The sequence below is a fragment of the Treponema sp. SP13 genome (assembly GCF_050938355.1).
Lineage (GTDB): Bacteria > Spirochaetota > Spirochaetia > Treponematales > Treponemataceae > Treponema_D > Treponema_D socranskii.
The window spans coordinates 117,665-131,329 of the sequence record NZ_JADOVM010000003.1 but is presented as its reverse complement, the minus strand read 5'-3'; the positions used below and the strand labels follow the sequence as shown (position 1 = coordinate 131,329).

At 50.2% G+C, this 13,665-nt stretch carries 12 protein-coding genes; 3 read left to right on the top strand and 9 right to left on the bottom strand.

The window, feature by feature from the left end; genetic code table 11:
* The first annotated feature begins 16 nt into the window (after positions 1–16).
* Positions 17–1,087, top strand: a complete 1,071-nt coding sequence (locus tag IZU26_RS06855; protein WP_021330379.1) for a glycosyltransferase group 4 family — start codon at positions 17–19, stop codon at positions 1,085–1,087.
* Positions 1,088–1,116: 29 nt separating this feature from the next.
* Here IZU26_RS06855 and IZU26_RS06850 read toward each other — a convergent pair whose 3' ends face one another.
* The 3 genes from IZU26_RS06850 to IZU26_RS06840 are packed head-to-tail and all read right to left on the bottom strand — an operon-like array spanning position 1,117 to position 6,744.
* Positions 1,117–4,539 carry a PG0541 family transporter-associated protein gene (locus tag IZU26_RS06850; protein WP_433277795.1) on the bottom strand — a complete coding sequence of 1,141 codons (3,423 nt, stop codon included), beginning with the start codon at positions 4,537–4,539 and terminating at the stop codon, positions 1,117–1,119.
* Entirely contained in the window at positions 4,536–5,459 is a 924-nt protein-coding gene (locus tag IZU26_RS06845; RefSeq protein WP_433277793.1) for an efflux RND transporter periplasmic adaptor subunit, read from the bottom strand. The genes IZU26_RS06850 and IZU26_RS06845 overlap by 4 nt, the downstream gene beginning before the upstream one ends.
* 13 nt (positions 5,460–5,472) lie before the next feature.
* Positions 5,473–6,744, bottom strand: a complete 1,272-nt coding sequence (locus IZU26_RS06840; RefSeq protein ID WP_021330378.1) for a TolC family protein — start codon at positions 6,742–6,744, stop codon at positions 5,473–5,475.
* Between the two features lie 256 nt (positions 6,745–7,000).
* Here IZU26_RS06840 and IZU26_RS06835 point away from each other — a divergent pair, with 256 nt between their 5' ends.
* Both IZU26_RS06835 and IZU26_RS06830 read left to right on the top strand, forming a co-directional pair.
* Positions 7,001–7,330 carry a YhbY family RNA-binding protein gene (locus tag IZU26_RS06835; protein WP_433277790.1) on the top strand — a complete coding sequence of 110 codons (330 nt, stop codon included), beginning with the start codon at positions 7,001–7,003 and terminating at the stop codon, positions 7,328–7,330.
* Positions 7,331–7,528: 198 nt separating this feature from the next.
* Complete coding sequence (locus IZU26_RS06830) at positions 7,529–8,371, top strand: Rpn family recombination-promoting nuclease/putative transposase (RefSeq protein ID WP_433277788.1); 843 nt, start codon at positions 7,529–7,531, stop codon at positions 8,369–8,371.
* Between the two features lie 38 nt (positions 8,372–8,409).
* Here the strand turns inward: IZU26_RS06830 and IZU26_RS06825 are convergent, their stop codons facing one another.
* From IZU26_RS06825 to IZU26_RS06800, 6 genes are all read right to left on the bottom strand, one after another.
* Positions 8,410–9,246 (bottom strand): NYN domain-containing protein, encoded by an 837-nt coding sequence (locus IZU26_RS06825; RefSeq protein ID WP_310822425.1) that lies wholly within the window; start codon positions 9,244–9,246, stop codon positions 8,410–8,412.
* A gap of 111 nt (positions 9,247–9,357) precedes the next feature.
* Complete coding sequence (locus IZU26_RS06820) at positions 9,358–9,867, bottom strand: hypothetical protein (RefSeq protein WP_433277786.1); 510 nt, start codon at positions 9,865–9,867, stop codon at positions 9,358–9,360.
* A complete protein-coding gene (locus IZU26_RS06815) occupies positions 9,867–10,718 on the bottom strand; it encodes a metal ABC transporter permease (protein ID WP_310822428.1) in 852 nt (283 codons plus the stop codon). The genes IZU26_RS06820 and IZU26_RS06815 overlap by 1 nt, the downstream gene beginning before the upstream one ends.
* Positions 10,715–11,425, bottom strand: coding sequence for a metal ABC transporter ATP-binding protein (locus tag IZU26_RS06810; protein ID WP_433277783.1), 711 nt, complete (start codon positions 11,423–11,425; stop codon positions 10,715–10,717). Before IZU26_RS06810 ends, IZU26_RS06815 begins: the two co-directional genes overlap by 4 nt.
* Before the next feature lie 82 nt (positions 11,426–11,507).
* The gene (locus IZU26_RS06805) at positions 11,508–12,557 is read right to left on the bottom strand and encodes a metal ABC transporter substrate-binding protein (protein ID WP_433277781.1); all 1,050 of its coding nucleotides are present in this window, start codon (positions 12,555–12,557) and stop codon (positions 11,508–11,510) included.
* Between the two features lie 402 nt (positions 12,558–12,959).
* The gene (locus IZU26_RS06800; RefSeq protein WP_433277779.1) at positions 12,960–13,424 is read right to left on the bottom strand and encodes a Fur family transcriptional regulator; all 465 of its coding nucleotides are present in this window, start codon (positions 13,422–13,424) and stop codon (positions 12,960–12,962) included.
* Between the last annotated feature and the right edge of the window lie 241 nt (positions 13,425–13,665).

Genomic DNA, 13,665 nt, shown 5'->3' with positions numbered 1-13,665 from the left:
TTAAATCGAGGTTATGATGATATACTATTTGGGTGCATACCTGCAGCAATTTTTCGGGCCGGCGCGGCTCCTCCAATCGTACACGGTACTCATAACGCTCGCGCTCTATACGGGCTTTATCGCTTCGATGCGCCTTTTGCCGCGTTTTTACGCGCGTTTGCCGCACGACAGAGGCAGAGAGTTTACGCTCAGCGCGGAAGTTTCGAAAGGAAAGCCGACGGGCGCGGGCATCGTCTTTATTTCGGTATTCATCGTCATCGCGTTTTTGTGTACGCCGCTTACGATTCTGCAGGGCGGCACGCTTATGCTGACGTGGATTATGATGCTCACGGGATTTCTTGACGATAAGAGCCTTGCAAGCTGGGGCGAATACCGAAAAGCGCTGCTCGACTTTATCGTAAGCCTCGCCGAAGCGCTCTTGCTTTTTTATTGTCTCAAAAGCGTATCGTCCGACGGGTGCGTCTATTTTTGGCTGCCCTTCGTCACGCATCCGGTTGCGGTAAACGTCGCCGTATATATCATCGTGTGTACGGTTATGCTGTGGGCATCGATCAATACGACGAACTGTACCGACGGCGTAGACGGACTTTCGGGTACGCTCGTACTCATCGCACTCATCACGATGGGAACGATTTTTTACTTTGTGCTCGGACACGTCGATATAGCCGAATACCTGCTCGTACCGCATTTGCCGAAAGGTGCAAACTGGGCGGTTATAAATTTTGCGCTCGCGGGTTCCCTCATGGGTTACTTATGGCACAACGCGTATCCGAGCAAAGTGCTCATGGGAGACGCCGGCAGCCGCGCGCTCGGTTTTTTTATCGGCGTATGCGTTATGGTCGGCGGCAATCCGTTTTTGATTTTGGCGACATCGACGATCATGTCCGTAAACGGCGGCATGGGATTATTGAAAGTAGCGCTGCTCCGATTTTTTCACATACGCATATTCAACGACATCCGTTTTCCGCTGCACGATGAAATGCGCAAAAAACGCGGATGGTCGCCGACGCAGGTGCTTATCAAATTCGTCATCATGCAGCTGCTCATAACGGTAGCGCTGATCGGCATATTCTTTAAAGTGCGCTGACGCTTTTGATACGCTGTCCGTGCGGACAATCACATAAGAAAGAGCTTTATCCCCTCTTTCGGAAATTTTTTCTTCAGCATTCGAACAGCCGCCGAAATCGTCGCGACATCTTTTCGTTTCATATATGCAATCATCATAAAATTCTGTTCGGGCCACGTCGTAGTTCCGAGCTTATAGTTGTCGCCGCCTCTACCGTTCACCGTCGGAATGATCGTATAGCGGATATCCGGTATAAGCTGTTCAAGCGTTTCGACGATATCGTCTTCGACGGATTGATTTGCGACGATGCCGGCTTGCACATTATCGGTTTCGATATCGACAGCTTCTCCGCTTTGAACGAAGTCCGCGACAGCCTGTGCGGCACCGGTATCGATCGATTTTTTTTCTTTCATGACAAGCGAATAAAGTACCGGAATGATAAAGAGCGTGACGAAAGTGCTCGACGTCAAACCGCCGACGATCGAAAGACCGATCGGCTGTACCATTTGAGCGGTTCCTTCGAATTGGAAACACATCGGAAGCGTACCGAGGATCGTCGTAAACGTCGTCATGAGCACGGGACGAAGCCTGCTCGCACCCGCTTCCAGACACGCTTCTTTCATCTTCATACCGCGGTCAATGAGGAGGTTCGTATAGTCGACGAGGATGATACCGTTATTGACGACGATACCGACAAGCATGATGATACCGACCATCGACGTCATCAACAGCGTCTGTCCGGTAAGCTTGTAGATAAAAACGACTCCGATTATTAAAAACGGAATCGTCATCATATTGATGAGCGGCGCTTTAAACGATTCGTAAGTCGCGGCCATAACGCCGAACACGAGGAGCAGCGCCATAAGCGCGATCAAACCGTAAACGCGTCCCTGTTTTTGTACGTCGCTCCACGAACCTTCGTAGCTCACGGTAACGTTTTCGGGAATGACAAAGGTATCGGCGATACGAGACTTGATTTCATCTTCGACGACGTTCGCATTTTCATCGGATATGATATCGGCCGACACTTCTATGACGCGGCTTTGATTTTCCCGATTGATGCCGACCGGCCCGAGCCCTTTTTTAAGCGAAGCGAAATTCACAACGCTCACCATACCGTTCGTGCCTCTCACGTAAATCGATTCGAGGTCGGATACTTTGTCGCGGTCTTCCGGCCGGTACATAACGACGACATCATATTCTTTGCCGTTCGAACGGTATACCGTCGATGTAACGCCGTTCATCGCGTAATTGATTTCACGCGCAACCGTCGTAACGTCGACGCCGAACGCGTATGCCCGCTGTCGATCGATGACGACTTCGACTTGCGGCAAACCTTTTTTCGTGTCGATCGTCACTTCCCCTACGGCATCGATTTTTTCCATCACGTCTTTTATTTTGTCGGAAACCGAAAGCGCCGTTTCAAGGTCGTCCGAACGAACCTTTATGACGATATCGCTTCCCGAAATCTGACCGCGCCAGCCGGCACCGAACGAAAGCTGCGCGTCCGCGAACTCGTCGAAGTGCGCGCGAAGTTTCCGCTGAATCGTTTCGGATGTGTCGATCCGTTTGCTCGTTTCGGGAAGGCGTATCGAAAGCGAACCCGTATACGTCGACGCGCTCGAGCGCCTGCCGCCCGTTCCGACGCTCATGATCAGCGTCGTATAGCCCTGTATTTCATTCTTGGTGATCGTCTCAAACGCTTGCACGACTCTCGTCGTTTCCGCAAGCGAGGTTCCCGTCGGCATCGTCACGTTGAGCGTCACGCTGTCGTCTCCGCCGCCGCGCCCCATAATATTGATTTTGAGCGTCGGGAAGAGGGCGAGCGCCATAAAGAGAACGCTCACGCTTACGACGATCGTCACCGCCCGGTGATCGAGGGCGCTCTTCAATCCCCTGCGGTACAATTTCGTGAGAGCGTCTATGATATTTTGAAACGAAGCGTACATCGCTTTTAAAACTCGGTTTTGTACCGGTTTTTCCGTTCTGTTTGAAAGCGGTAAAAATTTGCCGGCCAGTACGGGCACGAGAAAGATCGCGACGAACAAGCTCGACACGAGCGCGATGACAACGGTAAATATTATCCCCTTGAACATCTGCCCCATCATTTCAAGGTCTTTGAGAAAAAACAAAAACGGAACGAATACGCAGATCGTCGTGAGGTTTCCGGAAACGACGGACATGAGCATTTCCTGCGAACCGAGTGCGGCGGAGATTTTCGGCTTCGCACCGCGCGATCGGTACGCATAGATGTTTTCTATCATAACGATGGACGCATCGACGATCATACCGACGCCGAGGATGAGACCGGTCAACGTCATGATGTTGATCGTGATCCCCGCAAAGGACATACACATGATCGTAATGACAAGGGAAAGCGGAATCGATATGGATATAATAAGCGTGCTTTTAAAATTCTGCAAAAAAAAGAACAGAATGATAACCGCGAGCAGCAAGCCTTGCCACGCGGAAGTCACGAGCGTACTGATCGTATCGCGGATCGCAGTCGTATCGTCCGAGATGATTTCAAGCGTAATATCGGACGGAAGGAGCGCCTGCACTTGCTCGATTTTTTTATACGTCGCGTTTGCAACGGTTACCGAATTCGTACCCGACTGCTTTGTAACCGAAACGTAAACGCCCGGCTCCCCGTTTATGTAGACCGTCGAAGATGCGTCTTCGTAGCCCATAAACGCGTTTCCGATATCGCTGAGCTTTACGTCGTATCCGTTCACCGTTGTGATAACGGTATCGTCTATTTCAGCAACGGACGAATATTCGCCTGTCGTACGCACGACGTAATTCATTTTTCCTTCGGTAATCTTTCCGCCGCCGAGTTCGAAGTTTTGCTTTGCGAGCGCGGACGATACGGCAGATATGTTGAGACCATAAGCGGCAAGCCTGTTTTCCGAGATTTCGACACGGACGATTTTCGCGCGTCCGCCGGAAACGCTCGCTTCGGCGACGCCGTCCGTCTGTTCGAGGATATCGATAACGTCGTCTTCGGCTATCTGCCGAAGATCGTCCGTCGAACGGTTTCCCCGCATCGCGATACGCATAATCGGCATGGCGGACGCATCCATTTTAAAAATACTCGGAGTCGATGCACCGTCGGGCAATGAACGTTTGACACGGTCGAGTTTATCGCGCACGTCGTTGACAGCCGATTCCAAATCGGTTCCGTAATCGAATTCGAGAAACACCATGCTCGAACCTTCCGATGACGATGACGTGAGCTCTTTGAGTCCGTTGACGCTGATGAGACTGCTTTCAAGCACTTTCGTCACCGATTTTTCCACCGACTCCGGGCCGGCGTTCGAATAAGTCGTCAACACCATGACATAGGGACTGTCGATATCGGGAAAGAGGCTGATTGCAATATTATTAAAACTCGATATGCCGATGATGCCGAGCAGCACAAATACGATGAGTACGAGAACGGGATGTTCGAGCGTTTTCCGCGATAAACTCATTCTTTACCTCGAACCGCGCTCGATATGTCGCGCACTTTCACACCGTTCGAAAGCACTTGCCCGCCTTCGACGACGACGCGTTCTCCTTCTTCTATGCCCGACAAAACCTGCACGACGCCGTCAACCGATTGTCCGAGCGTTATTTCCCGCTGTTCGACGGTATCGTCGCTTTTGACGACGTAGAGATACGGCTTGTCGCCCTTCGTAACGACCGCGTCCGACGGCAGGGCGACGGCTCCTCCGTAGTCGAGCGTATACAATTTCACTTTGCCGAACATGCCGGCGTTGATTCGCGTATCGTTTTCGTCGAATGTCAAAACGATCTCTTTCGTGCGCGCATTGACATCGAGCACCGGCGACACGTGTGTCACGGTTGCGGCGAACACGGCGTCGGGATAGGCTTCAAGCGATATCTCCGCTTTCAATCCCGTGCGCAGAGAAGCGACGTAGCGCTCCGGAATCTTCGCGGTGATCTGCAAACTCGCAATATCGCCGATCGTCGTAACTGCGCTCGACGTGGTAACCTTCGTTCCGACTTTGAGCGGCGTTTTAATAATGCTGCCGTTGATCGGAGCGAGCACGGGACTCAGCGTATAACTGCTGCCCGGCTCGGACGGATCTACCCGGGCGATCACGTCTCCTCTCCTGACAGGAGAGCCGAGCGTTACGTTCGTACTCACGATTTTTCCGCCGATATCGGGATACACGGTAACCGAGTTTACCGCTTCTATGTCGCCGTTCGTATTGATATAGTCGTGCAGCGTTACGACTTCCGCAACCTGCGTACGCACCGTCAAAACCGTTTGAGACGGCGCCCTGCCGCGCATCGCCGCCGTATGCCGCATACTATAGAAAGCATAGCCGCCGACACCCAAAGCCGCAGCAAGCACAACGATTACGATCACCGTCGATTTTTTCATAATATCATTCTCCTCATCGACCTAAAGAGCCGAACGGAACGCCGAGCGTGTATTCCAGATCAAGCATCTTTGTGATAAGCGTATACTCCTGCAGTGCAAGATCCGTACGCGCGTTCAAAAGCGAATCTGCCGCAGTCTGCAGCGTAAGCAAATCTCGCGAACCGTGAGTGTATGCGTCTTTCGTCATATTGTACGACTTTTGCGCCAAGCCGACATTTGCCTGAAGCGATGCGATCTGCGATTGTATCTGCCGTATCTGCTTGACGTAGTTATCGATTTGCACCGCAAGCGTCGTACGGCTGTTTTCGAGTGTAAGCTCCGCCGTCTTCAGGCTGTCCGCTGCCGAAGCAACGGAATCGGCACCCTTCGACCACGGAAGGTATCCGTCGAGCGGAATCGAAACGCCGACCGAAAACGCATTCGTCGTCGAAAAATCATCCGCGATATTCGTCTTCGATTTGCCGTACGTCCATCCCGCGCTCAGCGTCGGCCCCCACGCGGCAAATCTCCGCGCGAGCAATGCCGCTTGCGCAATCTTTACGCTGTTTTTTCCGGCGCGGATCACAGGCGTATCTTCCGCATCGACTTCGACACTTATATCGCCGAAAGAACAAGCGGCGGCGAGAGAACCGGAAAGCGCGAGTTCGGCCGACTGATCAAGACCGAGCATCTGTTTGAATGATGCCGAATCATTGGCAAAGGTTATCTCGGCGGATTCGAGCATCGGCTTCAACCGTTCGTATTTTACTTGGCTCGTCAGCATATCGAGTTCCGAAAGCTGACCGCTTTTGTATTTTTTCGTATTTTGCTCGTACTGCTGGCCGGCGGTTTCGAGATTGCGCCTCTGCAGTTCGATATATTCAAGCTCGTACAGGAGATGATAAAACGCGCTGCGAACTTTGAGTTCGATCGAGCGCAGAGCTTCGTCGTAGGTAAGCAGTCCGTTTTCGTAATTGAGAGCGGCGGTTTTTACGGACGAATAGAGGGACGGGGAAAGCGCAAAGTTGAGAGAGCCTTGAATCGATAGGCTGTAATCGTATTGACGCGCATCACCCGCAGCGGGAAAAAGCATATTGGCGCTGACGGACGCGCTCGGACTCACGCCGTTCCACGAATGATTTTTTGCGCGTTTGAGTGCGTCGAGCGTGATTTTATCTTTTTTCACGGAGATATTGTTTTCAATCGCGTATTGCACCGCGCTGTCCACCGTCAGCTCTTCGGCAGATACAGCACCGGCAAGAAGAGATGCACAGAAAATCACTGCTGCCGTTTTTTTCAAAGTCATACCGCCATCCTCTACAGCTTTATTATAAATTAAACTATAACAAGGTTACAAGCGGATTGCAAAAACAAATCGTTATTCTGAAATAAAAAATTGTTATTCGTGCGGAGGGTTTAATACCCCGACGCCGCTTGAAGCTTCGCTGCGAGGCTGCGCCGGAGTTGGTGATTTTCGCTGAAAATTAATAAGAGCCGCATCGCGTTTATACATCACGTTTATGCAGTTGCGCAATCGGGCGAATACCGCTAGTATTTCAAACATGATTGAACTTTCAAGCAAGCAGAGAAAAATTCTTGAAAAATATGCACAGCCCCTGCAAAGCGTCGTCATCGTCGGACAAAACGGCGTTACCGAAGCGGTCGAAAAGATGACCGACTCCGCGCTCGCAGCTCACGAACTTGTTAAAATCAGCTTCAACGAATTCAAAGATGAAAAAAAGGATCTCGCCGCTTCATTGTCGGAAGCCTGCTCCGCCGTCCTCGTGCGCGTCATCGGTAACAAAGCGATTTTGTACCGCCCTGCAGAAAAAGCGGACGAAAGAAAATACGAAAAAGCGCTCGAAAAAGCGAAAGCGAAGCAAAGCATCTGAAAACATCGTCAATCGATACGGCACTCCCATTTTCAAGGTTTATCATTCTGTTGATATACGAAACGACAGGAAAATTTCGAAAAAAACGAGCCTATTTCTTATACATTTCTTTAAAAACCGCGTAATTTGTTAATTTACGGGCGATATATAGGTCAGCGGCTTCCTTGCCGCATTATCTCAATAACCGAAGGTGCAGCTATGGAATATACCCATAAACCCGTCGAAGAACTCACCTTTACCGACGACTTTATGTTCGGCACGGTCATGAAAAACAAAGCGATTTGTAAGGGCGTCATCGAACGGCTCCTGCATATCAAAGTCGGTAAAATCGAATATCCCTCCCTGCAAAAAACGATCACTCCGTTTTACGAAAGCAAAGGTATACGCCTCGACGTTTACGTTTCCGACTCGGAGCGTGTCTTCGATATCGAAATACAAACGTCGATTCCACCTTTTCTTTCCAAACGCACACGCTATTATCAAAGCCTTATGGATGTCGATAACCTCTTGCGGGGCCAGAATTATGCGGAATTAAAAGAGAGCTACGTCATCTTTATCTGTACGCAGGATCCCTTCGGTAGAGGTTTACCCGTATACGAGTTTTGCAATATCTGTACCGCCGACGGTACGCTTTTTCTTGATGACAAAAGCGTTAAGGTGTTTTATAATGTGGGTGCCTACGGTAAAGAAGACGAACCTGAATTGAGTGCATTGTTGGAGTATCTTTGCGAGAGGCGGGCGACGAGCGGTTTTACACAGCGGATCGATGCGCTTGTCGAAAAAGCGAAACGGAACGAAAAGTTCAGGAGCTGGTATATGTCGTTGAATATCAGAGAAGATGACTTGCGCATGGCAGGTGAAAAGATCGGCTTTGAGCGGGGCGTTGCTGCGGGAATACGCAGAGGTCGACGCGACGGCATCGCCGCGGGAGCTCATCAAAAAGCACGAGAGACGGCAAAGCTGATGGCTGAACGCAAGTACCCGCTATCTGAGATTCTCCTTATGACCGGTCTTTCGGAAGCGGAAATCGAAAAACTGTAATGTTATTTATTTTCCAAGCTCGCCGCTCGACTTATTAATTATTCTTTTTCGACAGGGCGATACACTTTATTGCCGCCGCGGCCGCCCATACCGGAGCCTTTCATTTCAAAATCGTCGTCGAGGTAAGCGATCAAATCCGACAGCTTTTTAAATCCGAAATCGCGCGTGTCGAAACCGGGATTTTGCCGCTTAAACAGCGAACCCGCCGCAGCGACGGGCGCCCAGCCGGTATCGTCGGCGTACTTTTCGTACGCGTTTGTAAGCAGCTTGTAAATCTGACGGAACTGCTTGTCGGTCATCGTGTCACCGTCCGCGTTGACGCCGACCGTAGCACCGGCTGCGGCCGTACCCCCTGCGGGAGCCGCTCGCTTTACTTTTGCACGCCGCTTGTGTGCGGCATCGATTTTTTCCGGCAGCGACGAATCTTCGACGCCGTGCAGATTTTCTATGTAGATAAATTCGTCGCACGCGTTTACGAAAGACACCGGCGTTTTCTTTTCGCCGACGCCGAACACGTACTCCTGCGATTCGCGGAGACGCGATGCGAGTTTCGTAAAATCGCTGTCGGAGGAAACGAGCACGAAAGTATCGTATTTTTCGGTATAAAGCAAATCCATCGCGTCGATGATCATCGCCGAATCGCTTGAATTTTTTCCCTGCGTATAGCTGAACTGCTGTATCGGCAAAACGGCGTTTTCATTTAAAACGGTTTTCCACGCGCGCAGCTTGTCGCTCGAAAAGTCGCCGTACGCGCGCTTGGTGATGACATGCCCGTGCACCGCCATCTCTTCGAGGATAGCCGGCAATTTATTGTGCGGAATATTTTCCGCGTCTATGAGCACTGCGATTTTTTTTTGTTCGTCTATATCTACCATGACAACGAGTATAGCATATTTTCCGCCGATTGCAACTACGACCGCGCTGACGGAAAATATATGCGATAAAAATAGCTGTATTTTGCAGCGGCTTCGTTTGTGGCACTCGGCCTATTTCCGCACGGTCATATCGGCGTCGATCAAAAGCGTGTGCGTAAATCCGTCTTCTTCATAGGTGTAAAATGTCCCCTGCACGGTAATGTTCGTATTCGGTTCGGGATAATCGGCGGGATACGCATGTTCTCCGCGCAATCGGAATTCGATTCCCTGTGCGCAGCACGCGGTCGCATCCATAATGATACACGCAAAGGTATACGTACCTTTTTTTTCATCGGGATAGACGTAAAACATACCGTTCATTTTTACGGTTTTGCCGACGTAATTTTCCGGCTCGACCATCATATTGAACACTTCGGCATACACCATCGTCGCGCTCATCCGCGTCAAATCGACGACTCCCGTGTTTCGTTTTTGAGAAAAGAGCGCATTTTTAATCTGAGCCGGCAAAGCTTTTGCACAGCCTGAGAGCATCCCGACGGCAAGCAAAACGCATAATTTTATTCGTATGGAGGGTTCAATATACCGGCGTACCGCGGCGAGTCTGTTTATTAATTTTTTCATTACGCACATCTCCGCTTCAGATTTTCGATACAGGAAAAAACAATGAATACTATAATGTGAATGGCGACGATTGTCGAGCCGACGGGAGTTCCAGCGACGATCGAAATAGCAAGTCCGAAGAATGCACAGCCGACCGACAGCAGCACCGAACAGATCGTAACGGCTTTAAAGCTTTTAAAAACCCGCATAGCCGACAGAGCGGGAAAGATGATGAGCGCGGAGATGAGCAAAGAACCGACGAGATTCATCGCGAGCACGATAACGATCGCGGTAACGACTGCGATGAGCAAATTGTATACGCCCGCCCGAGTGCCGACTGCGCGCGCAAAACTTTCGTCGAAGGTAACGGCAAAAATCTTTTGATAAAACAGCATGAACAGCGCAACGACAATGATCGACAACACGACGCATACGATCACTTCCGATTTTGTCAGCGTTAAAATCGATGTCGAACCGAAGAGCGTGCTGCATACGTCGCCGGTCAAATTTGCCGACGTCGAAAATATATTCATCAAGAGATAGCCGATCGCAAGCGCGCCGACGGAAATCATCGCAATCGCGGCATCTCCTTTGATTTTCGTATTTTGTCCGGTGCGCAGCAAAAGGATCGCGCAGAGAACGGTTACCGGCAGCATAAGGAGCATATTATTTGAAAAACGCAAAACGGTTGCAACGGCCATAGCACCGAATGCGACGTGGGAAAGCCCGTCGCCGATAAACGAAAAGCGCTTGAGCACGAGGGTTACGCCGAGCAGCGACGAACACAGCGCGATCAAAATACCGACGATAAACGCATAGCGCACAAAAGGATAGCCTACATAAAATGAAATTTCTTCTATCATGCCGTTCATCGCATTTCGCTCCTCGATTCCGGCGGCAAACCGCCCGCTCCGTTTTGCACGAACGCTTCCTTCGTTTGAAACGTCGCTCGCTCCCCCCCTATGTGCAGGATATGCGTCGCATAACGCAAGGCAGAAGGGATATCGTGCGAAATCATAATGATCGTAACGCCGTCGTCGTGCAATTCCTGTATCAATCGATACATATCTTCCGCCGCATTCGGATCGAGTCCCGATACCGGTTCGTCCAAAAGCAAAAGTTTTTGCGTGGAACAAAATGCCCGCGCAAGCAACACGCGCTGCTGCTGCCCGCCGGAAAGATCGCGGTACGAGCGGCCTGCAAAACGCGCGATGCCCATCCGTTCCATACTTTCGGCGGCAAGACGCTTTTCCGCTTTGTTGTAAAACGGGCGCATACCGCACCTTCCCTGACAGCCGGAAAGAACGATCTCGTACACGGACGCGGGGAAGTCCCGCTGTACGAGCGTCTGCTGCGGCAGATAGCCTATTTCATTCCGCTTCAAACCGTCGCCCGTCACAATCGTACCGCTTGAAGGGGCGTGAAGTCCGAGCAGCGTTTTTATCAATGTCGTTTTGCCCGAACCGTTTTCCCCGACAACGCAGAGGTAATCGCCTGAGTTTACGGAAAAAGTGATATCGCGCACGATCACGTTTGCGTCGTATTTCAACGATACGTTTTGACAAGCGAGCAATGCCATACAGCCTCCAAAAACGCGCGTTTGCAAATGCAAAACGCCCCGCAGACGGAACGCACCCGCAGAGCATTCCGCCTGAAGCGCTTTACTGCAGCGCCGATTTCAACACGTCGGCGTTTTTCGTCATAATCGACAAATAGGTGATACCTTTTTTCACATCATTCGACGTCGTCGACTGCATCGAATCGAGTGTCAAAATCTTTTGATTTTTCGCTTTCGTATTTTTAATAATCGTCTTGGCAATTTTTCCGTCCGACTTTTCGATCGTCAGCACGGCGGGAATGCCCAACTCATCGACTTTTTTTGCAAGAAATAAAATCGTTTTAAAACTCGCTTCCGTTTCCGCAGAGCAGCCGACAAAGGCCGCATAATACGAAAGACCGTAATCGTCTACGAGATAGCGGAACGGAAAGCGGTCGCCGAAGAGAACCGTTTTTTTCGACGCCGCATCGACGATCTTTTGATATTGCGCATCGAGTATCGAAAGTTTTGCATTGTAAGCGGCGGCGTTTGCACGATAGGTTTGCGCATTTTTCGGATCGATTTCCGCAATTTTTTCGGCAATCGTATTGCACAAAATTTTTGCATTTTTCACGGACAGCCAAATGTGCTCGTCGTATTCCGGCCCCTCTTCATCTTCACCGTGTTCATGATGGTGTTCGCCGGCGCTTTCGTGTTCATGCCCGTGATCATGCTCATCCGCGCTTTCGTGATCGTGATCGGCTTCCATGCCTTCGACGACTTCTTCTTCCTTTGCCGCATCTCCGAGCGAATCGAGGAGTTTCAGCACGACGCTGTTTTTATTTTTGATCTCTTTGCACGCATCGTCCATCCACCCTTCGGATTCGCCGCCGACATAAACGAAGAGATCGCATTCGGCAATTTTTGCGACATCGGCAACCGCCGGCTGATAGCTGTGCAGATCGACACCGTTGTCGAGCAGCAGCGTAAGATCGATTTTCGCCGCGCTGTTTTTCGTTATTTCGCGAACCCAATCGTACACGGGGAAAATATCGGTAACGATTTTTACCGTACCGTCCGACGCATTTTTTTTAGCAGGTGCGGCAACAGCGCCCCCTGCAACGAGCGCTGCAAAAATCAATGCAGACGCAATCTTAATAATATTTTTTTTCATAATAATTTTATAACCTCTTTCAATTTATTTTTGTTTTTTACAAAACCGCACAGTCGACAAGCAAGGGCGGCATATCGATTAAAAGTCCTTGTCAATTATTTAATTTAATCTTTTGCGAGACGAGCGTCAAACAAAATGCCGAGACACAAAAATATATTACCGCTTCCACCCGCTCATACGAGGGAGCAGCGACATACGCAGTTTCGGCCAAATAAATTTTCAGCTGCAATAAATTGTTTTTTACCGAACGGATACACGCGCATACGGGACAATCCTCTCCGCTGCAAACGTGAACGCTTTCGTGAACGATGTACCCGACGGAAACGATCGTTATCAAAAATAATACGGCATAAGCACATAGCGCTCGCTTCGTTTGCGCCGCTTTTCGCGCATAAACGTAACTCAATCTCTGCATACGTTTCGTTTTCCCGCCGAACACCGTGCGTGCTTTCGCCCCGAACATTCGCCGCAGGTTCCGTAGAGCACCGTCCGGTACGAATCGATTTTAAATCCGTGAGATGCCAGCAGATGGCTTTGCATCGTCGAAAATTTCGAACAGCGCACGTGGATCAGCTTGCCGCAGTCTTTGCATTTGCAGTGAAAAAACGGTTCCGCGTCGTGCCGTTTTTTGCCGCCTGTATATTCGAAACAGGCGGGGCTGTTGGCATCGATGATGTATTTGTTGACGATGCCCTCTTCGACCATGTGTTCGAGCCGGCGGTATACCGTCGCCGTACCGATCGCTTTGCCGTGCGATTTAAAATATGAACAGACCGCATGCACCGTAATGTGCGTACCTTTCATCGATTCCAAAAATGCGAGCAATTCTTCGTGTTGTTTTGTTTTGTACTGACTTTTCGTATTCATACGCGCAATTCTCAAAATGAGAACGATTCTCATTTTACCGAATTCCGCAAGATGCTGTCAAGGAGAGGGAAAGGAGGGTTTTCGCACACGGCGGTATTGTATGCACGGCAATGTACGCATGGCGACGTGCATGTTTCTAAAAAACAAAAAGGAAGCCGAAGCTTCCTTTTTTCACGTGATGATTTTTACATTTTAGTAAAATGTAAAAACATTTTGCGGAGTCAAAGACTCCTTGTTAGCA

What these genes read in the sequence shown, in the direction of transcription:
- IZU26_RS06855 (WP_021330379.1), top strand. Translation starts at nt 17, where the DNA reads ATGATATACTATTTGGGTGCATACCTGCAGCAATTTTTCGGGCCGGCG.
- IZU26_RS06850 (WP_433277795.1), bottom strand. Translation starts at nt 4,539, where the DNA reads ATGAGTTTATCGCGGAAAACGCTCGAACATCCCGTTCTCGTACTCATC.
- IZU26_RS06845 (WP_433277793.1), bottom strand. Translation starts at nt 5,459, where the DNA reads ATGAAAAAATCGACGGTGATCGTAATCGTTGTGCTTGCTGCGGCTTTG.
- IZU26_RS06840 (WP_021330378.1), bottom strand. Translation starts at nt 6,744, where the DNA reads ATGACTTTGAAAAAAACGGCAGCAGTGATTTTCTGTGCATCTCTTCTT.
- IZU26_RS06835 (WP_433277790.1), top strand. Translation starts at nt 7,001, where the DNA reads ATGATTGAACTTTCAAGCAAGCAGAGAAAAATTCTTGAAAAATATGCA.
- IZU26_RS06830 (WP_433277788.1), top strand. Translation starts at nt 7,529, where the DNA reads ATGGAATATACCCATAAACCCGTCGAAGAACTCACCTTTACCGACGAC.
- IZU26_RS06825 (WP_310822425.1), bottom strand. Translation starts at nt 9,246, where the DNA reads ATGGTAGATATAGACGAACAAAAAAAAATCGCAGTGCTCATAGACGCG.
- IZU26_RS06820 (WP_433277786.1), bottom strand. Translation starts at nt 9,867, where the DNA reads ATGAAAAAATTAATAAACAGACTCGCCGCGGTACGCCGGTATATTGAA.
- IZU26_RS06815 (WP_310822428.1), bottom strand. Translation starts at nt 10,718, where the DNA reads ATGAACGGCATGATAGAAGAAATTTCATTTTATGTAGGCTATCCTTTT.
- IZU26_RS06810 (WP_433277783.1), bottom strand. Translation starts at nt 11,425, where the DNA reads ATGGCATTGCTCGCTTGTCAAAACGTATCGTTGAAATACGACGCAAAC.
- IZU26_RS06805 (WP_433277781.1), bottom strand. Translation starts at nt 12,557, where the DNA reads ATGAAAAAAAATATTATTAAGATTGCGTCTGCATTGATTTTTGCAGCG.
- IZU26_RS06800 (WP_433277779.1), bottom strand. Translation starts at nt 13,424, where the DNA reads ATGAATACGAAAAGTCAGTACAAAACAAAACAACACGAAGAATTGCTC.